General features: G+C 53.9%; 23 protein-coding genes and 1 other RNA gene. 14 read left to right on the forward strand and 10 right to left on the reverse strand.

The genetic code is table 11. From position 1 onward, the window contains the following. Positions 1-129: 129 nt before the first annotated feature. Positions 130-226: signal recognition particle sRNA small type (gene ffs, locus B2Q93_RS10205), an RNA gene on the forward strand. Between the two features lie 131 nt (positions 227-357). Then, positions 358-1,263 (forward strand): adenine-specific DNA-methyltransferase, encoded by a 906-nt coding sequence (gene yhdJ, locus B2Q93_RS10210; RefSeq protein WP_286932810.1) that lies wholly within the window; start codon positions 358-360, stop codon positions 1,261-1,263. Here yhdJ and B2Q93_RS10215 read toward each other — a convergent pair. Then, positions 1,235-2,257, reverse strand: coding sequence for a type II restriction endonuclease (locus tag B2Q93_RS10215; protein ID WP_286932811.1), 1,023 nt, complete (start codon positions 2,255-2,257; stop codon positions 1,235-1,237). The genes yhdJ and B2Q93_RS10215 overlap by 29 nt on opposite strands. A gap of 317 nt (positions 2,258-2,574) precedes the next feature. Between B2Q93_RS10215 and B2Q93_RS10220 the strand changes: the two genes are divergently transcribed. Together B2Q93_RS10220 and B2Q93_RS10225 are read left to right on the forward strand one after the other, a co-directional pair. Further along, positions 2,575-2,826: a hypothetical protein gene (locus B2Q93_RS10220; RefSeq protein ID WP_040076884.1), complete on the forward strand. Its 252-nt coding sequence runs from the start codon at positions 2,575-2,577 to the stop codon at positions 2,824-2,826. Next, positions 2,823-3,041 (forward strand): hypothetical protein, encoded by a 219-nt coding sequence (locus tag B2Q93_RS10225; protein WP_040076883.1) that lies wholly within the window; start codon positions 2,823-2,825, stop codon positions 3,039-3,041. Before B2Q93_RS10220 ends, B2Q93_RS10225 begins: the two co-directional genes overlap by 4 nt. Positions 3,042-3,184: 143 nt before the next feature. On the opposite strand, the gene B2Q93_RS10230 is transcribed toward B2Q93_RS10225, so the two are convergent. Beyond that, the gene (locus B2Q93_RS10230; protein WP_286932812.1) at positions 3,185-4,606 is read right to left on the reverse strand and encodes a PLP-dependent aminotransferase family protein; all 1,422 of its coding nucleotides are present in this window, start codon (positions 4,604-4,606) and stop codon (positions 3,185-3,187) included. A gap of 84 nt (positions 4,607-4,690) precedes the next feature. Between B2Q93_RS10230 and B2Q93_RS10235 the strand changes: the two genes are divergently transcribed. From B2Q93_RS10235 to B2Q93_RS10250, 4 genes are all read left to right on the forward strand, one after another. Continuing rightward, a complete protein-coding gene (locus tag B2Q93_RS10235) occupies positions 4,691-5,302 on the forward strand; it encodes a YczE/YyaS/YitT family protein (RefSeq protein WP_286932813.1) in 612 nt (203 codons plus the stop codon). 76 nt (positions 5,303-5,378) lie between these two features. Further along, the gene (locus tag B2Q93_RS10240; protein ID WP_286932814.1) at positions 5,379-6,449 is read left to right on the forward strand and encodes a LacI family DNA-binding transcriptional regulator; all 1,071 of its coding nucleotides are present in this window, start codon (positions 5,379-5,381) and stop codon (positions 6,447-6,449) included. A 103-nt stretch (positions 6,450-6,552) separates the two neighbouring features. Beyond that, positions 6,553-9,639 (forward strand): beta-galactosidase, encoded by a 3,087-nt coding sequence (locus B2Q93_RS10245; RefSeq protein WP_286932816.1) that lies wholly within the window; start codon positions 6,553-6,555, stop codon positions 9,637-9,639. A 59-nt stretch (positions 9,640-9,698) separates the two neighbouring features. Beyond that, positions 9,699-10,052: a DUF1428 domain-containing protein gene (locus B2Q93_RS10250; RefSeq protein WP_286932818.1), complete on the forward strand. Its 354-nt coding sequence runs from the start codon at positions 9,699-9,701 to the stop codon at positions 10,050-10,052. A 42-nt stretch (positions 10,053-10,094) separates the two neighbouring features. Here B2Q93_RS10250 and B2Q93_RS10255 read toward each other — a convergent pair whose 3' ends face one another. After that, entirely contained in the window at positions 10,095-11,654 is a 1,560-nt protein-coding gene (locus B2Q93_RS10255; protein WP_263616391.1) for an EAL domain-containing protein, read from the reverse strand. 218 nt (positions 11,655-11,872) lie between these two features. Here B2Q93_RS10255 and B2Q93_RS10260 point away from each other — a divergent pair, with 218 nt between their 5' ends. Both B2Q93_RS10260 and ykgO read left to right on the forward strand, forming a co-directional pair. Further along, positions 11,873-12,133: a type B 50S ribosomal protein L31 gene (locus tag B2Q93_RS10260; protein WP_286932820.1), complete on the forward strand. Its 261-nt coding sequence runs from the start codon at positions 11,873-11,875 to the stop codon at positions 12,131-12,133. A 2-nt stretch (positions 12,134-12,135) separates the two neighbouring features. Beyond that, positions 12,136-12,276 carry a type B 50S ribosomal protein L36 gene (gene ykgO / locus B2Q93_RS10265; RefSeq protein ID WP_003859006.1) on the forward strand — a complete coding sequence of 47 codons (141 nt, stop codon included), beginning with the start codon at positions 12,136-12,138 and terminating at the stop codon, positions 12,274-12,276. 71 nt (positions 12,277-12,347) lie between these two features. Here ykgO and B2Q93_RS10270 read toward each other — a convergent pair whose 3' ends face one another. The 5 genes from B2Q93_RS10270 to acrA form a co-directional block, all read right to left on the reverse strand. Further along, positions 12,348-12,812: a YlaC family protein gene (locus B2Q93_RS10270; RefSeq protein ID WP_040076876.1), complete on the reverse strand. Its 465-nt coding sequence runs from the start codon at positions 12,810-12,812 to the stop codon at positions 12,348-12,350. Positions 12,813-13,087: 275 nt separating this feature from the next. Continuing rightward, on the reverse strand, positions 13,088-13,306 hold the full coding sequence (locus B2Q93_RS10275) for an HHA domain-containing protein (RefSeq protein ID WP_040076875.1): 219 nt from the start codon (positions 13,304-13,306) through the stop codon (positions 13,088-13,090). A gap of 8 nt (positions 13,307-13,314) precedes the next feature. Then, positions 13,315-13,707: an Hha toxicity modulator TomB gene (gene tomB / locus B2Q93_RS10280; protein ID WP_046884434.1), complete on the reverse strand. Its 393-nt coding sequence runs from the start codon at positions 13,705-13,707 to the stop codon at positions 13,315-13,317. A gap of 491 nt (positions 13,708-14,198) precedes the next feature. Continuing rightward, positions 14,199-17,336, reverse strand: coding sequence for a multidrug efflux RND transporter permease subunit AcrB (acrB, locus tag B2Q93_RS10285; protein WP_040076873.1), 3,138 nt, complete (start codon positions 17,334-17,336; stop codon positions 14,199-14,201). A gap of 22 nt (positions 17,337-17,358) precedes the next feature. Next, positions 17,359-18,552 carry a multidrug efflux RND transporter periplasmic adaptor subunit AcrA gene (gene acrA, locus B2Q93_RS10290; RefSeq protein WP_046884433.1) on the reverse strand — a complete coding sequence of 398 codons (1,194 nt, stop codon included), beginning with the start codon at positions 18,550-18,552 and terminating at the stop codon, positions 17,359-17,361. Positions 18,553-18,694: 142 nt separating this feature from the next. Between acrA and acrR the strand changes: the two genes are divergently transcribed. Together acrR and mscK are read left to right on the forward strand one after the other, a co-directional pair. After that, positions 18,695-19,348 carry a multidrug efflux transporter transcriptional repressor AcrR gene (gene acrR, locus B2Q93_RS10295; RefSeq protein WP_046884432.1) on the forward strand — a complete coding sequence of 218 codons (654 nt, stop codon included), beginning with the start codon at positions 18,695-18,697 and terminating at the stop codon, positions 19,346-19,348. Positions 19,349-19,460: 112 nt separating this feature from the next. Next, positions 19,461-22,814 carry a mechanosensitive channel MscK gene (mscK, locus tag B2Q93_RS10300; protein WP_286932825.1) on the forward strand — a complete coding sequence of 1,118 codons (3,354 nt, stop codon included), beginning with the start codon at positions 19,461-19,463 and terminating at the stop codon, positions 22,812-22,814. 3 nt (positions 22,815-22,817) lie between these two features. On the opposite strand, the gene rsmS is transcribed toward mscK, so the two are convergent. Together rsmS and priC are read right to left on the reverse strand one after the other, a co-directional pair. Then, positions 22,818-22,979 (reverse strand): pleiotropic regulatory protein RsmS, encoded by a 162-nt coding sequence (gene rsmS, locus B2Q93_RS10305; protein ID WP_046884430.1) that lies wholly within the window; start codon positions 22,977-22,979, stop codon positions 22,818-22,820. A 12-nt stretch (positions 22,980-22,991) separates the two neighbouring features. Beyond that, positions 22,992-23,519, reverse strand: a complete 528-nt coding sequence (gene priC / locus B2Q93_RS10310) for a primosomal replication protein N'' (RefSeq protein WP_212477005.1) — start codon at positions 23,517-23,519, stop codon at positions 22,992-22,994. A gap of 50 nt (positions 23,520-23,569) precedes the next feature. Between priC and B2Q93_RS10315 the strand changes: the two genes are divergently transcribed. Both B2Q93_RS10315 and apt read left to right on the forward strand, forming a co-directional pair. Next, a complete protein-coding gene (locus B2Q93_RS10315) occupies positions 23,570-23,947 on the forward strand; it encodes a DUF454 family protein (RefSeq protein ID WP_286932827.1) in 378 nt (125 codons plus the stop codon). Positions 23,948-24,099: 152 nt separating this feature from the next. Next, the gene (gene apt / locus B2Q93_RS10320) at positions 24,100-24,651 is read left to right on the forward strand and encodes an adenine phosphoribosyltransferase (RefSeq protein ID WP_040076867.1); all 552 of its coding nucleotides are present in this window, start codon (positions 24,100-24,102) and stop codon (positions 24,649-24,651) included. Positions 24,652-24,730 lie beyond the last annotated feature (79 nt).

The raw sequence follows: 24,730 nt of genomic DNA on the forward strand, positions 1-24,730 counted from the left end.
GAATAATAGCGCAATCACGGGCCATGCTGCGCAATAAACCATCATCCGGTCGCGGTTAACTTGCAATTGCGATCCTGTGCAGGGATAATGCGCCAGCGCGTTGGTTATCAACGCTCTCAATGGGGGCTCTGTTGGTTCTCCCGCAACGCTACTCTGTTCACCAGGTCAGGTCCGGAAGGAAGCAGCCAGGGCAGACGACGTGTGTGCCGGGATGTAGCTGGCAGGGCCCCCACCCAATTCCCCCGCTGTAAATTCTTATTTTCCCCATTCAGGCTACAATAACCCTCTGGCAGATAGCTTGAGTATGGTTATTTATACAGTTAATATTGACGATAAACGTTCCTGGTGAGATGGCGCATGAAAATTGACATCAACGCAAAATATTACGGAGATAACAGCACTAAAATCGTCCATGGCGATGCGCTGACAGAGCTTAAAAAGCTGCCAGATGCCAGTGTCGATCTGGTTTTTGCCGATCCTCCCTACAATATTGGCAAGGATTTCGATGGCCTGCGTGAACTGTGGGACGAAAAGGAATTTCACGCCTGGCTGTTTGAGTGCATTGATGAGTGCCACCGCGTCCTGAAAGAGACGGGCACCATGTACATCATGAACAGCACTGAGAACATGCCCTATATCGACATCAAATGTCGCGAGCTGTTTGAGATTAAAAGCCGCATCGTCTGGGCTTACGACAGCTCTGGCGTGCAGGCAAAGCGTTTCTTCGGCTCAATGTATGAACCGATCCTGATGATGGTTAAAAACGCGAAGAAGTACACCTTTAATAGCGATGCTATCCTGGTCGAAGCGCCTACCGGTGCGAAACGCGCCCTCATCGATTACCGAAAAAATCCGCCGCAGCCCTATAACACCCAGAAAGTTCCGGGTAACGTCTGGGAGTTTCCGCGCGTGCGTTTTTTGATGGATGAATATGAAAACCATCCGACGCAAAAGCCGACGGCGCTGCTGAAAAGAATTATTCTGGCGTCCTCTAATCCGGGCGATGTGGTGCTCGATCCCTTTGCGGGCAGCTTTACCACTGGTGCGGTCGCCATTGAGTGTGGGCGTCAGTTTGTGGGAATTGAGATCAACGAAGAGTATGTGAAGATGGGCATCCGTCGCCTGGCGGTGGCCTCGCACTTCACAGAGCAAGAGCTCGAAAAAGTGAAAAAGCGCAAAACCAAAAACCTCTCTAAAAACGTAAGGGGCACCAATACCCCTCACGACGGGCCAACTAATCCAGAAGACCATATTCCAGCTTGAAGTTTTCGCAGATCACCGCTTTTAGCTGCTGGATCTGCGCCTCCGACTTCGCCACCGTGCCGAAGATAGCTTGCAGCGTCGGCACGGTGATAATCTCTTCAAACAGCGACATATAACCGTCTGCCACCGCCTGTTCCATCGATTTTAGCGCCTTGTTGCGAATGGCGTTAAAGGCCTCGTCGGGCGTCTTCAGCGTCTTGATAACAAAGCTGATCGGGAATTTGTTGGTCTTATCAAAGTCGAGAAAGTACTTCTTAAAATCCAGCACCTCAGTGACCTGGAAGAAGCGGCCTTCAGGACGTAACACGAAATCAATTCCGCCATCGTTGGCGTTGGTGCGCCCGGTCTTGAAAAGCTCGTAGGGCTTAACCACGTCATTAATTTTGACCGTCATCCTGGCGTAGTGCAGCTTAAGCACTGAATAGGAAACCACTTCAAACAGTCGGGCATCGGCTTTCGGGTGCCATGATTTTTCAACAAAGCTCAGTATCTCCTGTGCGCTGGTGGCGCCTTCGATCTCTTTGAGAAAGGCGTTCTGATTTTCCGTAATTTCGGCGACATAGAGATCGATAGCACGGGTGATAAACAGCGCCGCCGAGTCGGCGTTCATACCATGCTGGGTCAGAAATTCTGCGGAGATTTTGCGCTTCTTTTCTGGCACGGCGCTAACCGGAAGTAACGCATCACTGGCGCCAAAACCGCGGCGAATTTTATCGTTCAGGCGGTTGTCCAGCGCATGGTTTTGTAATTTGGAGCCAAACGGCAGGCGACGCATCTCCTCCATTAGCGCGGTGAAGGTGGTGCCTTCACGCTGATTGTTATTCCAGGCATTACAGAGCACGTAAAGCGCATAAAGCGTGCCGAGTGAGCGTCGGGCTTTACTACCGCGATCGGACGCCAGGGTATTATTGATGATGAACTGATACGCAATGGTGTGGCGGGGGATGTTAAGTTCGTCTGCCAGCTGATCAATCTTGTCGCTAAAGGTGCTCATGCACCACTCCTTGTGGCCTTCCCGGATGGAAACTGATTATCTTATTGATGAACATGATTTTTTAGCTGATGTGACCCCCGTCAGGCAAATTTTTTTACCATAGCGCGAAGGCTTAATTAATTTATGGGTAATAAAAGTTTCACCTGACTATACTTAAGCTGTCATTCAACTGAAATGTAATTGTCATTATTTTGTCATAAAGGACAGGCAGGTTAATTATGATTTATCAGTAGGTATATAAGCTATGAATATATATCTGGATAATAATGATAACTTCGTGTATTAAATTAAGAAATTATGACAAAGGACGCCGCACCATGACAACAGCTGTACTGAATGTGAAAATTGACGGAACCTTAAAAGAGAGACTCCGTGAGTATGCAGAAGCTAATAACGAGAATCTCAGTGTTACGACAGAAAAACTGCTGCTGCTGGCGTTCGAAGCAGTAGAAGAGGCGGGAGTAACGGAAGAGGATATCGACAATCAGCATACGGAAGAAGAGAACGTTACGCCATTTACTCCTAAAGAAATCAAGGCATTGCGTAAAATTCTGAAGAAGAAAAAATGAAACATTCACAACAATCTACTGCCAGTGACTATCAGGAAGCCTGTTCACTCCTGCGATCTGGCTATGTCAAACATGTCCGCCTGGGCTGGAATGTAGGTAGTGATGAATTCTTTCGAATTGCGTCAGACTGGTGCGATACCGGCGCAAAAATAAAGAAAGAGGGCGATGATTTTGTTATTTCGCTAAAAGGTTTCCCCATTCCTCCGCAGCACTGAACAGGCGTCGCCAGAAAGCGTCTGACTGTATCAGTTACAGTCAGACGCTTTTTACTTTGAACCTGAAAATCATAATTGTGCACGGCATCACTTTTCTGCCGAATAAAGCAAGCGCGTGCCGTTTGCTTTTTTTTATATTCAGGCTACACAATATTTCGTTTTATTGCCGACCCACCATTATTAAGGGGCTGCCACAGCGGTTTTATTCGTAAAAGAGCGCTCTCCAGCTCGGCCGGTTCCAGCGAAAAAGGCATACGCAGATAACGATCGAAGGCACCCGACAGGCCGAACCTTGTGCCGGTGCCCAGATGAATACCGACCGTTTCGGCGCGCGCGGCCAGTTGCGTTGCCAGCAGATCTGGCAGCTCCACCCAGAACGATAAGCCTCCCTGCGGCTGCTGGAAACGCCAGTCGGGGAAGTGCGCCTGCATCAGCTCGCTACAGCGTCGCCGCCGTGCGTTAAGCATCTCTCGCCGGGCAGGCAGAAATTCGTTGCTCCGTTCAATCAGCCATAGCGTCGCCAGTTGCTCCAGCAGCGGCGAACCCAGGTCAAGCGTATCTCGCGTTTGAGTCAGGGAGGCGATGGTACGGGAAGAGGCGCGGATCCACCCTAGCCGCAGGCCGCCCCAGAAACTTTTTCCTGCGGACCCAAGCGTAATGACGTTGGCCTGCTTATCGAACGCGGCGAGGGGCGGCGGGGGCGGGGCGTCGTACCAGAGGTCAACCATGGTCTCATCCACCACCAGCGTCGTGCGGGTGCGGGCGGCGATGGCGGCGATGGCTTCTCGCGTATTGCTGTCCATGCAGCGTCCGGTCGGGTTATGAAAATCTGGCATCAGGTACGCAAGCCGCGGCGCGGTCTGGGCCAGCGTGGCGGCAAAACCGTCGATGTCCCAGCCTGTCTGGGGAAGCGAAACCCCGACCGGGCGACAAGCCGCTCCCTGAATGGCCGCAATGGCTAACGGGTAGGCAGGGTGATCCACCACCACCCGATCGCCCGGGCCAGTTAGCATCCGCAATACCAGGGCCAGGCCGCTGACGGCACCGTTCACCACCATGATCTCTTCTGGCCGGGTCGGTAACCCCCGGGCGGTGTAACGTGAGGCGATGGCTGCCCGCAGCGGCTGGAGGCCAGCCTGGTCATAACCGGTATGGGTCAGATGCTGGCTAAGCGCCGTAAGCGCATGCGTGTAGGCCTGAAAGATCTCCGGCCCGGCGCCGAGGGCGGCGGTGGAGAGATCCAGCGCTTCGCTGGCAACTGCGCGGGTGGGAATGGCGCGGCTATCGGGAAGGATTATGCGGGAACCGCTACCGAGTCGGCTTTCAAGATAACCCGCGTCGCGCAGATGGGCGAGGGCACTGCTGATCGTGGTGCGACTCACCCCCAGCGAGGTCGCCAGTTCACGCTCCCCCGGCAGGCGCGTATCGAGCGCCAGCCGTCCATCCAGGATCAGCAGACGCAGCGCGTCGGCTAGCTGACGCCAGATCGGGGTGCGTGAGCACTCTTGCTGCCATTGCCCCAGTAGCCGCATTAATGACTGAGTTCCAAAGCGACGAGATGACATATGCAGTCCACTTTTTTAAAACTGGATATTAATCATAATGCCATTTCAGGTAATGATGAAAGCCGGGATATTCGGAGAGAAATCATGTTACGTCGTTTACTTCAGCTGTATGTGGGATTGAGTTTATACGGACTCTCTACCGCTATGTTTGTGCGCGCCAGTCTCGGCGCAGATCCCTGGAACGTCTTTCACCTGGGGGTGACAAAATTACTGGCGATGGACATTGGCACCGTCATAATCCTGACCGGTGCGGCCGTGCTGCTGTTCTGGATCCCGCTGCGCCAGCGCCCTGGGTTAGGGACTATCAGTAACGTGATTGTGATTGGCCTTGCAGCGGATGCGTCTCTGGCACTGATCCCCCCTATCGACTCGCTGGTAGTCCGCAGTGCCTTACTGGCGAGTGCGGTGATCGTCAATGCGCTGGCAACGGGTATGTATATTGGCGCGGGCTTCGGCGCCGGACCGCGCGATGGGCTGATGACCGGCATCCATGCCCGCACCGGCTGGTCGGTGCGCAGCGTGCGTACGGCGATTGAAGTCTCCGTTCTGCTTATCGGCTGGGCGCTGGGGGGCAACCTTGGCGTAGGAACCGTACTTTACGCACTCTGCATCGGCCCGCTGATTCAGCTCTGTCTGCCCTGGTTTCGTCATACGCCGGCGCGTATTGTTACCGGGCAGGCTGAGCGCTCTGTCTAATTTTGCGAAGCGCTCACAAGCTTTGTCTGGTGCATTGTGACAGAATGGACGCCTCTCACCTCACCACGCAATGCGCATGAAATCGATCACGTTATATGACGTCGCTCGCCTCGCGGGCGTCTCTTATCAAACCGTCTCCCGCGTCATTAACGACGCGGAACACGTTTCCACCCGTACGCGGGAAAAGGTGCAGCAGGCGATGGCCGAACTGCACTATGTCCCGAACCGTGGCGCACAGCAGCTGGCGGGAAAACGCACCCATACGCTCGGGCTGATTACTACCGATCTGGCGCTACATGCCCCTTCCCAGATCGCCTCGGCGGTGAAATCCCGCGCCGGGGAACGAGGCGCCAGTGTCTTGATTTCGATGGTGGAGCAACCGCAGCAGTGTCTGGCCGCGCTTCAGGATCTTCTTGCCCAGCGGGTTGAAGGGCTGCTGGTTAACGTTCCGCTGGAAAACGCGCAGGCGGAGCAGTTGCAGGCCCAGGCCGCGCCGGTCCCGGTGCTTTTCCTGGATGTTTTGCCCGATGCGCCAGTGCAGAGTCTGGTCTTCGATGCGGAACAAGGGGCACGACTGGGCGTCGAACATCTTCTCGCGCTGGGACACCGGCAGATCGCTCTGCTGAGCGGGCCGGATAGTTCGGTCTCCTCCCGCGCAAGACTGAGCGGCTGGCGAGAAGCGCTGGCGCAGGCTGGAATCGAATCCTGTGCGGTGGCCTGGGGAGACTGGAGCGCCGCATCGGGCTATGAAAAGGCGCATCAATTGTTGGCTGGACCCGCCCTGCCGCAGGCGATTCTGGTCGCCAACGATCAGATGGCGCTGGGGGTGCTGCGTGCCTGCGCTGAAAAAGGCGTGGCGGTGCCCGGACAGATCTCGGTGGTGGGCTTTGACGATACTGCAGACAGCGCCTGGTTTACCCCGCCACTGACCACGATACGTCAGGCCTTCCGCGAGGCCGGGCAGCGTAGCGTCGAGTGGCTCCTGTCGCCACCAACAGAAAAAGAGGCCGGGCAAACGCAATTGCCCGTAAGCTTGGTCGAGCGCCATTCAACGGCGCGGCAGGGCGCGCAACAGCAAGGTAACGAGGAACTTGCTCAACAGTTGAAATCGCTGGCGATCCTGGCTGGCCAACTGGCACGTCGATAAGACTTTTGTGATCTGCCTCGCTTCACGAGGCGATCCTGCTTTACCCCATCCTTTCGCCAGGGCATGTTAGCTAAAATTGTGAGCGCTTCGCAAAGAGGTAATTATGTCATGTCCTGCTCCGCTGACTCTCAGCGCTATCCTTGCCCGCCGTGACTGGGAAAATCCCGGCGTCACTCAATGGAATCGACTTCCTGCCCATGCCCCCCTCAGCGGCTGGCCAGAGGAGAACAGCGCGCGTGACGAGCAGCCCTCGTCGGCATTGCGCTCTTTGAACGGTGAGTGGCAATTCAGCTTTTTCAGTGCACCAGAACAGGTTCCGGAGAGCTGGATACACAGTGATTGCCCGAATGCTGCCGTTATGCCGGTGCCTTCAAACTGGCAAATGCAGGGTTTCGATACCCCCATCTATACTAATGTTACCTATCCCATTGCGGTTAATCCCCCTTTCGTACCTGCAGAAAATCCTACCGGCTGTTACTCGCTCACATTTGAGATGGATAGCGAGTCTCTGCAAAGCGGTCAGACGCGCATCGTCTTTGATGGAGTGAACTCGGCCTTTTACCTCTGGTGTAATGGTGAGTGGGTGGGGTATTCCCAGGATAGCCGTCTACCCGCTGAGTTTGATCTGACGAATGTACTGCGCGTGGGGAGTAATCGCCTGGCGGTGATGGTGCTGCGCTGGTGTGACGGAAGCTATCTGGAAGATCAGGACATGTGGCGCATGAGTGGCATCTTCCGTGATGTCACGCTGCTGCATAAACCAGACACACGCATTGCTGACTACCAGGTGGTCACCGCCCTGAACGCGGAATTTGACCGGGCGACGTTACAGCTGGAGGTGAAGCTGGAAGGGCCAGATTATGCGGATTGCGAAGTGCTGTTCACGCTTTGGCGTGATGATGCGCGGGTGGGCAACGTCAGCGGCAGAGCGGGTACCCCGGTCGTAGATGAGCGGGGTAACTGGCAAGAGCGAGTGGTGGCGACCCTGCCCGTGGCGGAACCGGCCCTCTGGAGTGCGGAGTCACCCGAGCTTTACCGTCTGACCATTGCGCTCCACGATGCGCAAGGCAAGGTTCTGGAGACGGAAGCCTGTGACGTTGGCTTCCGCCACGTGGAAATCAGCAACGGATTGTTGAAAGTCAACGGCAAACCGCTGCTGATTCGCGGGGTGAACCGTCATGAGCATCACCCTGAGCGCGGCCAGGTTATGGATGAAGCGACCATGCGTCGCGACATTGAGCTGATGAAACAGCACAACTTTAACGCTGTACGCTGCTCACACTACCCTAATCATCCTCTCTGGTACCGTCTGTGCGATCGCTACGGGCTGTACGTGGTCGATGAGGCCAATATCGAAACCCATGGCATGGTGCCGATGAGCCGACTGGCCGACGATCCACGCTGGCTGCCTGCGATGAGCGAACGTGTCACCCGGATGGTGCAGCGCGATCGTAACCATCCGTCGATTATTGTCTGGTCCCTGGGCAATGAGTCCGGACATGGCGCTAATCACGACGCCCTCTACCGCTGGATAAAAACCACCGATCCCACCCGTCCGGTACAGTATGAGGGCGGTGGAGCAAACACGGCAGCAACCGATATTGTCTGCCCTATGTACGCCCGTGTCGATCAGGACCAGCCTTTCCCGGCCGTGCCAAAATGGTCAATCAAAAAGTGGATAGGGATGCCGGATGAAACGCGTCCGCTCATCCTCTGTGAATATGCCCATGCGATGGGCAACAGCTTCGGCGGGTTCGCCAAATACTGGGAGGCGTTTCGCAGCTATCCACGCCTGCAGGGGGGATTCGTCTGGGACTGGGTTGACCAGGCGCTAACCCGGCATGACGATGAGGGCAGGGCTTACTGGGCGTATGGCGGCGATTTTGGCGATAAGCCTAACGACCGTCAGTTCTGCCTGAATGGGCTGGTATTCCCGGACCGCACGCCGCATCCCGCGCTTTACGAAGCCCAGCGCGCGCAGCAGTTCTTCACCTTTACCCGCATCAGTTGCTCCCCGCTGGAGATTGAGGTGCAGAGCGATTATCTGTTCCGCACGACAGATAACGAGCTGCTGCGCTGGTCAGTGGCGCGCGACGGTGAAGTGCTGGCCTCTGGCGAGGTGACGTTGAATATTGCTCCGCAAGGAACGCAGCGCGTCGTGCTGGAACTGCCAGAGCTGAAGGCAGCGCCGGGTGAGGTCTGGTTGAACGTGGAGGTTATTCAGCCTGTGGCGACCGCCTGGTCGTCAGAAAATCACCTTTGCGCCTGGGATCAGTGGCAGCTTCCTGCTCCGCTGTTTATCGCCCCGGACGTGGCGGCAGGGGAAAAACCCTGCTTAACCGTTGAAGATGATGCGCTGGTGGTCACCCACGGCGAGCAGCGCTGGCAATTCAGTCGGCAGAGTGGGGATCTGACCCAGTGGTGGAAGGCGGGTGACGCCACGCTGCTGGCTCCCCTTTGCGATAGCTTTACCCGTGCGCCGCTCGATAATGATATCGGCGTCAGCGAAGTGACCCGCATCGATCCCAACGCCTGGGTTGAGCGCTGGAAAGCGGCAGGTATGTATAATCTGACCCCGCGCCTGCTGGAGTGCGAAGGTGAACAGCATACCCGTGACGTGACGATCACCACGGTGCACGCCTGGGAGAGTGAAAGCAAACTGCTGTTTATCAGCCGCAAGAACTGGCGTATCACCGATCAGGGCGTGCTGATGGGGGATGTCGAGGTGCAGGTGGCGAATGATATTCCTGAGCCGGCACGTATCGGGCTGAGCTGCCAACTGGCCTCTGTACCGCATACCGTGAGCTGGAGTGGGCTTGGGCCATATGAAAACTATCCGGACCGCAAACTGGCCGCGCGCCAGGGCCGCTGGACCTTGCCGCTGGCAGAAATGCATACGCCCTATATTTTCCCTACGGATAACGGCCTGCGCTGTGATACCCGCGAACTCCTGTTAGGCGCTCATCACCTACGTGGGGCCTTCCATTTTGCCGTGAGCCGCTACAGCCAGGCGCAGCTGCGCGAAACGTCGCATCATCATCTCCTGAAGGAAGAGGCGGGCTGCTGGCTGCATCTTGATGGATTCCATATGGGCGTCGGCGGTGATGACTCCTGGAGTCCGAGCGTATCCCCGGAGTTTATCCTGCAACAGAAACGGGTGCGCTACGCGTTTAGCTGGCAGCAGAACTAAACTTGATCGCAGATACGGCTACACCACGTAGCCGTACAGTCACTTCGGAGGTTTTACTGATGAAGTATGTCGATGGTTTTGTCCTCGCCGTTCCTGCAGGCAGTAAAGAGGCGTATCGCGAGCTGGCGGCGAAGGCTGCACCACTCTTTAAAGAATTTGGCGCGCTTCGCATTGTCGAGTGTTGGGCTGACGACGTGCCGGATGGCAAACTGACCGATTTTCGCATGGCGGTGAAAGCGGAAGAGGGTGAAGAGGTTGTCTTTAGCTGGATTGAGTATCCCTCGAAGGAGGTGCGTGATGCGGCGAACCAGAAGATGATGAGCGATCCCCGCATGAAAGAGATGGGGGATTCTATGCCCTTTGATGGCAAGAGAATGATCTACGGAGGTTTTTCTCCCCTGCTTGACAAGTAATCCTGTCGCCCGGCACCCGCCGGGCTTTCTGTCAGGTTCGAATTACTCGGGATCCAGGTTGTGCTCGGCCCAGGTGATAAAGGCCTCCTTCGGTAGAGCCTTGCTGTACAGCCAACCCTGGCCATATTGCACACCGTGGCGACGCAACCACTCCAGTTGGCCTTCGGTTTCTACCCCTTCTGCCACCATGGCCAGTTTCAATGACTTCGCCATTTCGATGATATGGGGCGTCACGTTTTTATACTCCAGCGCATCAACGAAAGATTTATCGATCTTGAGCGTGTCTACGTCCAGATCCTGCAAATAGCTGAGGCTGGAGTAACCTGTTCCGAAATCATCAATATAGATCGCGTGGCCGGCACGCCGAAAACCCGCAATGGCGGGGGCGCTGACGGCAGGGTCGGCAAATCCCCGCTCGGTGAGCTCCAGCGCTATTTGCGCAGGCGGGATCTGCCACTGGTTCAGTAAGCGGCTTAATAGTGCAGGCAGCGATCGGCAAAGCAGATCGGCGGGAGCCAGATTGATAGAGACATGCAGGTGCGGATGCTGGTGTAGCCACTCACCCAGATCCTCAAAGACCTGCTCAATGATCAACGCCGTCAGATTTGTGATAAGACCGGTCTGTTCCGCCAGCGGGACAAAAATGTCCGGCGAAAGATAGCTTTTATCTTGCTGCGGCCAGCGGGCAAGTGCTTCTGCACCGATGATGCGACCGCTACTGAGTTCAACGATGGGCTGATAGTGCACAACGATCTCGCGGGCGTTAATGGCATCCAGCAGGCGATGCCGGGGAGATTGTAGACGTTTTAAAATTCTCAACACGAACCCGGTCGTTAACACGCTAAGCAAGATACCAAAAGGGAGCCAAAAATAGAGCTGATTGAGCCAGTTTTCTTGTAACGGGCGCAGGGAGGACCATGTCACGATTGCGATACCGAGGTCGGGTACGTTGTGAATGTTATAGAGGGTACCGTCGTACTGCAGATGATTATCTTCGGCTTGCTGAAGCCGATTCAGAAGAGGTATCTCGAGATGGCTACTGCTCGCGAAGACGATATTGCGGCGTAATCCAACCAGCGCAACCTCAATGGGCCAGGAGCCGAAGGGGAGAACATCGATGAGCGATGCCGGATCCATCATCACGATATAATTGTGCGTGCCAAGCGCCGCCATATAACGGTCAACGCCGATATCGTTTTGTGCGGTAAGCCAGGCGCGATAGCCGTCCGGGGTTATCCGCATTGCCCGGGGAAAAGGCTGCCCGTGGCTGGTACGTTCCAGCGATGAGCAGAGCGGTTTCAGGTTATCGACGTAAATCACTTCCTGCAGATAGCGATGAGAGAAAGAGACCCGACGCATTTCCAGCGCATGCTCTGGGCCACAGATCGGTCCCTTAAACTGCTGCATGTGCATCAGAGCGGATTTTCCCTGTGCCAGTACCCGATTCGTACGAAGCAGTATGCGGGACGCGTAATTATCCAGGTCTGTATAAAACTTCTCTTCGGCATGGCGGTGAGCGAGCCATACGCTCAGGCCCAGCGGTGCAAGCACGGCAAGAATCAGTACGCAGGTCACCAGCTTGACCAGGTGTCGGGTTGTCATGCTCCAGTTTCCTTTTTGCCACGCCAGTACCTGTGGCGCGCAAGCGAATGACGGAATAGAGAGAGTGGCTTAATAATAGTGTTATAGCACGCGGCTGACGTTGATTTCATTCAACTCAATCACGCTGCGAAAAGAGCGCGAGGGTTAAGGCGGTTGTTTTTATCATCAGCCTCAGATAAGCTAATTGTTATGTTATAACAAAGCATGAAGAGATGAAGATGAAACAGAATATTCACCCCCACTACCGTACTGTCGTGTTTCACGACACCAGCGCCAATGCGTTCTTCAAAGTCGGCTCAACCATCAAAACCGATCGTGAAATCGAGCTCGACGGGCAGACATGGCCCTATGTGACCATCGACGTGTCGTCGCAATCACATCCATTTTATACCGGCAAACAGAAATCGTTCTCCAGCGAGGGCAGCACAGCGCGTTTCCGTCAGCGCTTTGGCCGTTTTATCGATGTTAAAAGAGGTTAAACATGCAGGTTCTGAACTCATTACGCAGTGCAAAACAGCGCCACCCTGATTGTCAGATCGTAAAGCGTAAAGGGCGACTTTATGTTATCTGCAAATCAAACCCGCGCTTTAAGGCGGTGCAGGGGCGTAAAAAGAGACGTTAAGCGTAGCGTCTGTTTATCGGATAAGGGCTGCTTGCTGCCGACGGGATGTCGGCGGCAAGTCAGGCGCAACATCAGGCAGGCGTGCGGGAGAGGGTAAACACGTCGTAGAAAGAGAGCTCGCCTTTGGTGGCGATCATTTTTTGCAGCTTAGCTTTTTGTTCCTCTTCGACCTGCGGTGAGTGCAGGATATCGTCGATCAGCTGGCCCGGCACATAGCGGGTGTTGTACCACTCCCCGTTGTAGCACACGCGGAAATCAAGCACATCGATATCTTCATAGCGGTAGCGGGGATTCACATCGAAGAAAAAGAATGCGTTAAAGACGATAAACAGAATCACCAACAACCACACGGATCCCACCAGGGTCTCCGACTGTAACATCACCACCAGTGTCGCCAGCCAGGCGGCGTACATGGCAACGAATAACCCAGGGTGTTTACGAATAAAGCTGATGCTAAAACGCGGCTTGTTGTCGCGCTTTTCACGCGCGTTGAGATCGTCGATGGTTTCGGTGAGCAGGCGCTGTATTTCGGTCATCTTCTGCCTTTAAAAGTCGGTACACACAGGGGAACCTATACATTTTAAGTGACCCTATTGTTCGAAAAAAGTAACAGTTTCACCGCGAAAAAACATAACAGTTGCAGTGGCGTGGACGGTGGTCAACATTAAAGGGCGGCTTAAGGCGAAGCAGGGTATCCCGGGGCGATGAGTTTCGCCCGCACGTGCCGGAAGCGGCGAACCGCCATAGTGACATAAAATCGAGAAGTTAACGACAAACGGGGTTTCGCTGTCTCATTAAATCAGGCAAATGATTAACGTACAAATTTCCACACAGATGTAGGGATTTTATCGTACAGCTTATTCATCGTCAGTTCTGCAAGGCGATGATCGGCTGCTGAATAAAATACCGCCAGCTCATTATCCGAAAGCTCATATTTATTTTTTTCAATAACGCGCTCCAGCGTATCAATTGACTGACAACGTCGCAGACGCATCAAATAATCTGTTTTAGTTAATGGTTTTTCAGACATAAATCCACCTAATTGTTTGTAATAGTTTTAACATACGAGCCTAAAGGATTTGCTCTGCTTGCATTCACAAAACAGCGAAAGAGGCGATTGCCAGATTTACGCCATTTCTGCAAATCTTGTGAGTTAATGCCATAGCTACTGAACAGCATAAATGTATCGTCCAGGTACTCGTCAATTTGCTCGATCAACTTATTATCTTCGTTGTACTTAATTTTATAATTAAGAGCGAAGGTCGCTATATGTTCAATGAGCTCGTTTAACTGCAAATTGATGGCAGAGGTTGGGTCATTAACCCAGCCATGGTTGCTGTCATCAAGGTTGGCGAGGCAATCATGGTACAAGGATTCACAGAGAAATTTCAACTGCGCAATATCATGCCTTTTTGGAGAGTATTCGTCCATAGCGCATCCCCTTCTGAGTGATTTTTTACTCACCGAACATCGATTTCGGGATGGATACAACTTACTAAAAACCTTTCAAACGGCGCTTTTTCCTCTTCTCTTTAACTATAAGACACTCTGATTCGGATTTCACCGCGCTATTACGAAAAATTACAATTACGCAGCGCGAACGCAGGATGTAGCCATCTAATCGGATGAGTTAAAGGGAAAATTATCTTACATCTATAGCAATCATGATGTTAGTGGCGAACCCAGTATGGAAACAGACATAACTTAAGAACATTAAGGGCAGTCGCCAGGAATAATCTTATTATAGTGGGGCCTTTCCATAAATTTGAGAATTTATGTAAAAGATTTCGTTTAAATATGATATGCCCTCAGAGAATGGCATTAAATAAATAATTCGCAATAAGCGTATTTTATGATTTTCATTAGAGATAAAAAAGGCCGCAAATGCGGCCTTTTTATCGAGTGAAACCGGTATCGGTCACTTAAACCGGGTGGTTATGCTCAATATCGTCGTTCTTACGGCTGAAGCGGCGACGTACCACCACGAAGAACACCGGAACGAAGAAGATAGCCAGAATGGTTGCAGTAACCATCCCACCCATTACGCCCGTCCCTACGGCGTTCTGCGCACCGGAGCCTGCGCCAGAGCTGATAACCAGCGGCATAACCCCGAGGATAAATGCCAGGGAGGTCATCAGGATTGGACGCAGACGCATACGTACCGCTTCCAGAGTCGCTTCAATCAGCCCTTTGCCCTCTTTATCCATCAGATCTTTGGCGAATTCGACGATAAGTATCGCGTTCTTCGCCGACAAGCCAATGGTTGTCAGCAGGCCCACCTGGAAGTATACGTCGTTGTTCAAACTGCGGAAGGTTGCGGCAAGTAGCGCACCGATAACCCCCAGTGGGACAACGAGCATGACCGAGAACGGAATGGACCAGCTCTCGTACAGTGCAGCCAGACAGAGGAAGACCACAATCAGCGAGATGGCATACAGGGCAGGGGCCTGGTTACCGGAGAGGCGTTCCTGATAGGACATCCCCGTCCAGTCGTAACCGATACCCGCAGGCAGTTTACTTGCCAGCTCTTCCATCATGTCCATGGCTTCACCGGTACTTCTGCCTGGCGCTGCCTGACCGAGGATTTCCATCGACGGCAGACCGTTATAACGCTCCAGACGTGGCGAACCATATTCCCAGTGGGAAGTGGAGAAGGCAGAGAACGGTACCATCTGGCCATTGCTACCACGCACGTACCAGTTGTTGATGTCGTTCGGCAACATACGGTATTCCGCTTCGGACATCACGTACACTTTCTTCACACGACCACGGTCGATGAAGTCGTTAACGTAGCTACCGCCCCAGGCTGCGCCCAGAGTTGTATTGATGTCGCTGATAGACACGCCCAGGGCTTGTGCTTTTTCCTGGTCAATATCGATCTTGTACTGCGGAGTATCTTCCAGGCCGTTAGGACGCACGCCTACCAGAAGGTCAGGGTGTTTCGCGACTTCGCCAAATAGCTGGTTACGCGCCTGAGTCAGTTTGTCATGGCCCAGGTTACCCTGGTCAATCAGCTGGAAGTCGAAGCCGGTTGCCGTACCCAGATCCACAATCGCTGGCAGGTTGAAGGCGAAGACCATCGCATCTTTAATCTGCGAGAAGGTGCCCATCGCACGGCCAGTAATGGCTTCGACTTTGTTCTCATCGCCCGGACGGTCAGCCCAGTCTTTCAGAGAGACGAAGGCGATACCGGTGTTCTGACCACGACCCGCAAAGCCGAAGCCGTTTACCGCAAACACGGATTCAACGTTGGCTTTCTCTTTGGTGAGGTAGTAATCCGTAACTTCATCCAGCACTTTCTGGGTACGTTCTTGCGTAGCACCCGCAGGCAACTGCGCCATGGTCAGGAACACGCCCTGGTCTTCTTCTGGCAGGAACGAACTTGGCAGACGAACGAACAGGTAGGCCATACCGACCACAATAATGATATAGAGCAGCAGATAACGACCGGTGCTGCGCAGAATGTTACCTACGCTATCGGTGTAGTGGTGCGTGCTCTTATCGAACATGCGGTTAAACCAACCGAAGAAGCCTTTATGCTCGCCGTGTCCACCTTTCTGAATCGGTTTCAGCATGGTGGCACAAAGCGCTGGCGTCAGGATTAATGCCACCAGCACCGACAGCGCCATCGCTGACACGATAGTGATAGAGAACTGACGGTAAATGGCACCGGTCGAACCGCCAAAGAAGGCCATCGGGATAAATACAGCGGACAGTACCATCGCGATACCGACCAGTGCGCCCTGGATCTGGCCCATTGATTTACGCGTGGCTTCTTTCGGCGGAAGGCCCTCTTCGGACATAACGCGCTCAACGTTCTCAACCACCACGATGGCGTCATCCACCAACAGGCCGATGGCAAGTACCATCCCGAACATCGTTAACGTGTTTATCGAGAAGCCGAAGGCTGACAGTATCGCAAAGGTACCCAGCAGTACGACCGGAACGGCGATGGTTGGAATCAGCGTCGCACGGAAGTTCTGCAGGAACAGATACATCACCAGGAACACCAGGATGATCGCCTCGACCAGGGTTTTCACAACTTCGTGAATCGAGATCTTAACGAACGGGGTGGTGTCGTATGGATAAACAATTTTCAGGCCAGACGGGAAGAACGGTTCCATTTTCTTCAGTTCTTCACGGATGGCAGTCGCAGTATCAAGGGCGTTCGCACCGGTCGCCAGTTTAATACCCAGACCGGAAGCCGGCTGGCCGTTAAACTTAGCAATGACGTCGTAGTTCTCGCCGCCCAGCTCAACCTTCGCCACATCGCGCAGGCGAACCTGAGAACCATCCTGGTTCACTTTCAGCAGAATTTTGCTGAACTCATCGGCAGAGGTCAGACGGGTTTGCGCGATGATCGAGGCGTTCAGTTGCTGGCCTTTCACCGGCGGTGTACCGCCTAACTGACCGGCTGCAACCTGGGCGTTCTGCGCTTTAATCGCGTTGATCACGTCAACCGGCGTCAACTGGAAGTTGTTCAGTTTATTCGGATCCATCCAGATGCGCATCGCGTACTGGGAACCGAACAGCTGTACGTCACCCACACCCGAAGTACGGCTGATGGCGTCCTTCATGTTGGCGCCCACGTAGTCGGAGATATCCTCCTGGGTCATGGTGCCGTTGGTGTTGATTACGCCGACAACCATCAGGAAGCTACTGGACGATTTCTCGACGCTCACGCCCTGCTGTTGTACTTCCTGCGGCAGCAGTGGCATCGCCAGCTGCAGTTTGTTCTGCACCTGTACCTGCGCGATATCCGCATCGGTACCGGATTCGAAGGTCAGGGTGATCTGAACCGTACCGGTGGAGTCAGAGTTGGAGGACATGTACATCAGGTTATCGATACCGTTCATGTTCTGTTCGATAACCTGCGTTACGGTGTCCTGCACCGTTTTCGCATCAGCCCCTGGGTAGGTTGCGGAGACCGTCACCGCCGGCGGCGCAATCGTTGGATATTGCGCGACAGGCAGCTTCAGGATCGCAAGTCCCCCAGCTAGCATGATAATTATGGCGATCACCCATGCGAATATGGGGCGATCGATAAAGAAATTAGGCATGTCTTAACGGCTCCTGTTTAAGTTAAGACTTGGACTGATCTGACTGGCCAGCGGCCGAAGCTTGTTGTTTATCGTCAGAGGCAACTTCCTGCGCTTTAACTTGTGCGCCTGGACGTACTTTCTGCAAGCCGGTCACAATGACGCGATCGCCATCTTTCAGACCTTTCGTTACCAGCCATTTATCACCAATTGCCTGAGTGGCAGTGATGTTGCGGGTTTCGACTTTATCTTCTGCGCCAACAACCAGTACGCTCGCATCACCGCGCGGTGTACGAGTGACACCCTGCTGAGGTACCAGCAGCGCTGTTGGGTTTGTCCCTTCTTCCAGGTTCGCACGCACGAACATACCTGGCAGCAGCGTATGGTTCGGATTCGGGAAGATGGCACGCAGGGTAATAGAGCCAGTGGTCTGGTCAACGGTGACGTCCGAGAATTCCAGCGTTCCCGCTTCAGGGAATTTAATGCCATCGCTGGTCACCAGTTCCACTTTCGCTTTGCCGTTCTCTTGTTTCAGCGTGCCGTTTTCCAGCTCTTGCTTCAGGCGCAGGAAATCGTTGCTGGATTGGGTGACGTCCACATAAATCGGGTCGAGCTGTTGCACGGTGGCCAGCGCGGTGGTTTGACCGTTCTGCACCAACGCCCCTTCGGTGACGGACGATTTACCGATACGGCCGCTGATAGGTGAGGTGACCTTAGTATAGGCCAGGTTAATACGTGCAGTCTCAACGGCGGCTTTTGCCGCGACAACCGCCGCACTCGCCTGCTGGGCATCTGCCAGAGCGCTATCATATTCTTGTTGGCTAATGTACTGGGTACCCAACAGTTTCTGATAACGGTTAACCGTCAGCTGTGCGATCTTCGCCGCGGCCTGTGCTTTGGCCAGATCGCCTTTCGCGCTTTCGTAAGAGGCCTGATAGGTTGCTGGATCAATCTGATACAGAGAGTCACCCGCTTTAACATCGCCACCTTCGGTGAAATTACGTTTCAGGATAATGCCATTCACCTGAGGACGAACTTCCGCAATACGGTAAGCGCTGGTACGACCGGGCAATTCAGTGGTTATCTGAAGAGGTTCAGTTTTGAGCGTCACAACGCCAACTTCTGGCATCTGTTGCGCTCCTTGTTGAGCCTGTTTGTCGTCACATCCTGTAAGCGCTAAGCTGCCTGAAAGCATCAGAACGACCGCCAGAGGCGTTAACCCTCTGTTTTTGTTCATATGTAAACCTCGAGTGTCCGATTTCAAATTGATCAATGGATCAAACGTCCACAAACCCATTGCTGCGTTTATATTATCGTCGTGCTATGGTACATACATTCATAAATGTATGTAAATCTGACTCCTGTTAATTCACCAAGGTATGGCACGAAAAACCAAACAACAAGCACTTGAGACGCGACAACACATTCTTGATGTTGCTATGCGCTTGTTCTCGCAACAGGGTGTCTCTTCCACCTCGCTGGCGCAGATTGCGCAAGCGGCGGGCGTGACACGGGGCGCGATTTACTGGCATTTCAAAAATAAGTCAGATTTATTCGGTGAAATTTGGGAGCTTTCAGAATCCAGTATTGGCGATCTAGAGACTGAGTATCGGGCAAAATTCCCTGACGATCCACTGTCCGTTCTCAGAGAAATTCTGGTCTATGTTCTTGAGGCGACAGTTAATGAAGAGCGTCGCCGATTAATGATGGAAATTATCTTTCATAAATGTGAATTTGTCGGCGAAATGGCCGTTGTACAACAAGCGCAGCGACGCCTTTGCCTTGAGAGCTACGATCGTATAGAACAGTCACTTGTGCACTGTATTAATGCGAAAATGCTCCCCGCCAATTTACTTACCCGCCGTGCCGCAATTCTGATGCGCAGTTATATCTCCGGCATAATGGAGAACTGGCTCTTTGCTCCCCAGTCGTTCGATTTAAAACGCGAAGCGAGGGACTATGTAGAGATTCTGCTGGAGATGTACCAGCTCTGCCCCACGCTGCGATCCAGCCCCGACATCTTATCCGCCTGAGTAGCCAGGAATTTTCCTGGTCGAAAGCGTTGGCGCTATTCCGCTTCCGGTTGCCGTGATATTCTTCACGCCTAACCAATTTGGCCATCCATTGCACAGCATACCAACCACTATGTCGCACTTCACTCGCAGGCAAAATCCGTTTTTTGCTTTGGTTTTGTTCATACTGTTCTTCTTTATAACTTCACACACGGCGTTTGCCCGAGCCGCTAATGGCACCGACACGCCAACCCGGGCAGATCTGCAAAGCCAACTGGATGCGTTAAGTAAGCAGAAAGACCTATCGCCGCAAGATAAACTTGTTCAGCAAGACCTGACCGAGACGCTGGAAACGCTCGATAAAATCGAGCGTATTAAAGCCGAAACCACCCAGTTGCGTCAGAAAGTGCTTCAGGCACCTGAAAACATGCGTAAGGCGACCGAAGGGTTAAACGCCCTGAGTGATGTAGATAACGACGCTGAAACACGCAAAACTCTGGCGACGCTCTCTCTGCGCCAGCTTGAATCACGCGTGGCCCAACTGCTGGATGATCTGCAAACCGCCCAGAGCGATCTCTCGACGTACAATAGCCAACTGGTTTCACTGCAGACACAGCCAGAGCGCGTGCAAAACGCCATGTATACCGCCTCCCAACAGCTGCAGGAGATCCGCAATCGTCTGAACGGCACGGCGGTGGGAGAAACCGCGTTACGACCGACCCAGCAGACTTTGCTGCTGGCACAGCAAACGCTATTGAACGCGCAAATCGACCAGCAACGTAAGAGCCTGGAAGGGAATACCATCCTGCAGGATACGTTGCAAAAACAACGTGATTACGTCAATGCCAACATCAACCGTCTGGAACACCAACTGCAACTGCTGCAGGAGGCGGTTAACAGTAAACGCCTGACGCTGACCGAGAAGACAGCACAAGAAGCCGTCACGCCGGACGAGACCGCCCGTATACAGGAAAACCCGTTGGTCAAGCAGGAGCTGGAGGTGAACCACCAGCTCAGCCAGCGTTTGATCAACGCTACCGAAAACGGCAACGCCCTGGTTCAGCAGAACATCAAAGTTAAAAACTGGCTGGATCGCGCCCTGCAGTCGGAACGCAATATTAAAGAGCAGATTGCGGTTCTGAAGGGCAGTCTGCTGCTCTCCCGTATTCTCTACCAGCAACAGCAAACATTGCCTTCAGCCGATGAACTGGAGGATATGACCAACCGCATCGCCGACCTGCGTCTTGAACAGTTTGAGGTGAATCAGCAGCGCGATGCGCTCTTCCAGAGCGACAGTTTTGTCGCCAAAGTGGAAGAGGGGCATACCAGCGAAGTGAACGATGAAGTGCACGATGCGCTGCTGCAGGTGGTGGATATGCGCCGCGAGTTGCTTGACCAGCTGAACAAACAGCTGGGGAATCAACTGATGATGGCGATCAACCTGCAGATCAATCAGCAACAGCTGGTGAGCGTATCGAAGAGCCTACAGGAGATCCTGACCCAGCAAATCTTCTGGGTGAATAGCAATAAACCCATGGACTGGGAGTGGATCAAATCCTTCCCCGCCACCCTGAAAGACCAGATCAAGGCGATGAAAATCACCGTGAACTGGGAAAAAGCATGGCCTGCCGCCGCGATTGCTTTTCTGGCCGGACTGCCGCTGTTGCTGATTGCGGGCCTGATTCGCTGGCGTCTGAACTGGCTGAAAAATTACCAGTCGAAGCTGGCGCATGAAGTCGGGCAGTTGCGTAACGATAGCCAGATGCACACGCCGAAAGCGATTCTGATTGATTTGCTACGTGCCTTGCCCATCTGCCTGGTGATTCTGGCGGTAGGGCTGATTCTGCTCACTATGCAGTTGAATATTAGCGATCTGCTGTGGGCCTTTAGCAAGAAACTGGCGCTGTTCTGGCTGGTCTTTGGCCTGTGCTGGAAGGTACTGGAAAAAGACGGCGTGGCGGTGTGCCACTTCAATATGCCGGAGAAACTGACCAGCCACTGGCGTCGTCAGATTGTTCGCATCAGCCTGGCGCTGCTGCCGCTGCACTTCTGGTCAGTAGTGGCGGAGCTTTCGCCATTACACCTGATGGATGATGTCTTAGGCCAGTTTGTGATTCTGTTCAACCTGCTGTTGATCGCCGTACTCATGTGGCCGATGTGCCGCGACAGTTGGCGCGATAAAGAGTCGCACACGATTCGCCTGGTCACGGTGACCATACTGTCGATCATCCCGCTGGCGTTAATGGTGCTGACCGCGACGGGCTATTTCTATACCACGCTGCGCCTCTCCGGGCGCTGGATTGAAACCGTCTATCTGGTCATCCTCTGGAATCTGCTCTACCAGACCGTGCTCCGCGGCCTGAGCGTTGCTGCGCGTCGTATTGCGTATCGCCGCGCACTGGCGCGCCGCCAGAACATGGTGAAAGAGGGGGCGGAAGGGGCCGAGCCGCAGGAAGAGCCGACCATCGCGCTGGAGCAGGTTAACCAGCAGACATTGCGTATTACTATGCTGGTGATGATCGCCCTGTTTGCCGTCCTGTTCTGGGCAATCTGGTCTGACTTAATCACCGTATTTGCTTACCTCGATAGCATAACCCTGTGGCACTACAACGGTACCGAAGCGGGCGCGGCGGTGGTGAAAAATGTCACCCTGGGTAGCCTGCTCTTTGCGCTGGTCTCGTCGATGGTGGCCTGGGCGCTAATTCGCAACCTTCCGGGCCTGCTCGAGGTGCTGGTGCTCTCGCGCCTGAATATGCGCCAGGGGGCGTCGTACGCTATCACCACCATTCTCAATTATGTGATTCTGGTGGCGGGGGCGATGACCGTCTTCGGCTCGCTTGGGGTCTCCTGGGATAAACTCCAGTGGCTGGCAGCGGCCTTGTCGGTAGGCCTGGGTTTTGGTCTGCAGGAGATCTTCGGTAACTTCGTCTCCGGCCTGATTATTCTGTTCGAACGCCCGGTGCGCATTGGCGATACCGTGACCATCGGCACCTTCTCAGGCACCGTCAGTAAGATCCGTATTCGTGCAACAACCATTACCGATTTCGATCGCAAAGAGGTGATCATCCCGAACAAGGCCTTCGTGACGGAGCGTCTGATCAACTGGTCGCTCTCTGACACTATTACGCGCGTTGTGATTCGCCTCGGTGTCGCTTATGGTTCGGATCTCGATAAGGTGAAAAAAGTGCTGCTGAAAGCGGCGATGGATCATCCGAAAGTGATGCACGATCCCGAACCGTCGGTCTTCTTCACCACCTTCGGGCCAAGTACGCTCGATCATGAGCTGCGTTTATATGTCCGTGAGCTGCGTGACCGAAGCTACACCGTGGATGAGCTGAACCGCACGATCGATCGTCTGTGCCGTGAAAACGACATCAATATCGCCTTTAACCAGCTTGAAGTTCACCTGCGAAATGAGAAGGGTGAGGAGCATACGGAAGTTAAGCGCGACGTTAAGGGAGATGATCCTACCCCCGCGCAAGCATAAAACTTAACCCTCTCCCGCTCCGGGGGAGGGTAATTTCCCCTCAAAATCCCGTCTGACAATATCCAGCGCTTTCAATACTGTCTCGGCCGGGATGGCGTGGTTTTCCAGCAGCATAATTAAATCCACAGCCAGTTTGACTTCATCCGGTGCACTGTCGAGCGACATAGATCTCTCCTGTTATCGGGTTAATTGCGCGATGACGCGCTCAATTTCATCCAGCGCCTGGCGACAGCGCAGCAGGCGTCCATCCAGTGCGGTGATTTCGCGCAGCAAACGCTGCTGCTCTTCCAGAGTTTGCGCCGCGTTCAGGCGCGCTTCGCGATCGCGTTTCATGTCATGCAGTCGGCGTTCAAACTCCTGATGTTCCAGCCGCTTACGCTGCCATTTCTCACGACCGTGGCCGGGGCTATCCCATGCCCTTAGCGGCCAGGCGGCAATTTCCCGGTGCAGGGCGGCTATCTGTTCTGCCAGGTGTTCAGCCAGCCAGGCCACCTGGGCGGTCTGCTCTTTTTCTACCGCATGACGGAGTTCATCCAGATTGTGCTGCGCCTCGGCCAGATAATCCTTCATCACTGTGCTGCGGCTACGAAACAGTTGCCTGTCAAAACGCGGCTTGAGTGTGGCGTGCTGCATCAGCGGCCTGGCCTGCTCGTGCAGGGCCGTCAGCTGCTTTTGCAGCGTCTGTAAAAGCAAGGCTGTTTTCAATCCGCTCTCCAGTGGTACAGTAGCCATTCAGTTTGATAACGATTCGCATTATGCAGCGTACTATTCTAATCATCATTGGCTGGCTTGCGGTAGTGCTCGGCACCCTGGGTGTCGTATTACCTTTATTGCCGACGACCCCCTTTATCCTGCTGGCGGCCTGGTGTTTCGCCCGCTCGTCGCCGCGTTTTCACCACTGGCTGCTCTGGCGCTCGTGGTTTGGTAGCTATCTGCGCCACTGGCAGCAATACCATGCTATGCCCCCGGGCGCCAAACCCCGGGCCATCGCCGTGATACTTATTACGTTCGCCATTTCATTGTGGTTGGTGAAAATGATGTGGGTGCGGATCCTGTTGCTGGTGATATTGAGCTGCCTGCTAATATTTATGTGGCGGATCCCGGTGATTGACGAAAAGCAACAAAAGCAATAATGGTCTGCGATGGCAGTTGCAATTCTCGCGCGCAGCCAGTAAATTCGACCGTTTTCGAGCACAGGCACGCCTGGTTAAAGGATAAACAAACTCTCCTTTAGCCGTTTCGACGCGCGCCGTGAGTAACACCGTTTTTTATCAGGCATAAACTTATGACCGCAACTGCGCAGCAGCTTGAATTTCTCAAAAACAGTATCAAAAGTATCCAGGACTATCCAAAGCCTGGCATTCTTTTCCGCGACGTCACCAGCATGCTGGAAGACCCGAAAGCGTACGCCCTCAGCATTGAACTGCTGGTAGAGCGTTTTAAAGACGCCGGGATCACGAAAGTGGTTGGCACCGAAGCACGCGGTTTCCTGTTTGGCGCTCCGGTTGCGCTGGCGCTGGGCGTCGGTTTTGTGCCGGTACGTAAACCGCGCAAACTGCCGCGCGAAACCATTGCCGAAAGCTACGAGCTGGAATATGGCACCGATCAGCTGGAAATCCACGTGGATGCCATTAAACCGGGTGACAAAGTCCTGGTTGTGGACGATCTGCTGGCAACCGGCGGTACCATTGAAGCGACCGTGAAGCTGATCCGTCGCCTGGGTGGCGAAGTGACCGATGCTGCGTTCATCATCAACCTGTTCGATTTGGGTGGTGAGCAGCGCCTCGAAAAACAGGGCATCACCAGCTACAGCCTGGTGCCATTCCCGGGTCACTAATCCCTCTCCCACAACCTCGCCCATTGGGTGAGGTTGTGTTAGCATTACCTCCCTGTTTATCCACCTTCCAGCGTTGCAG

The organism is Leclercia sp. UBA5958 (assembly GCF_002430365.1).
Taxonomy (GTDB): Bacteria; Pseudomonadota; Gammaproteobacteria; order Enterobacterales; family Enterobacteriaceae; genus Enterobacter; species Enterobacter pneumoniae.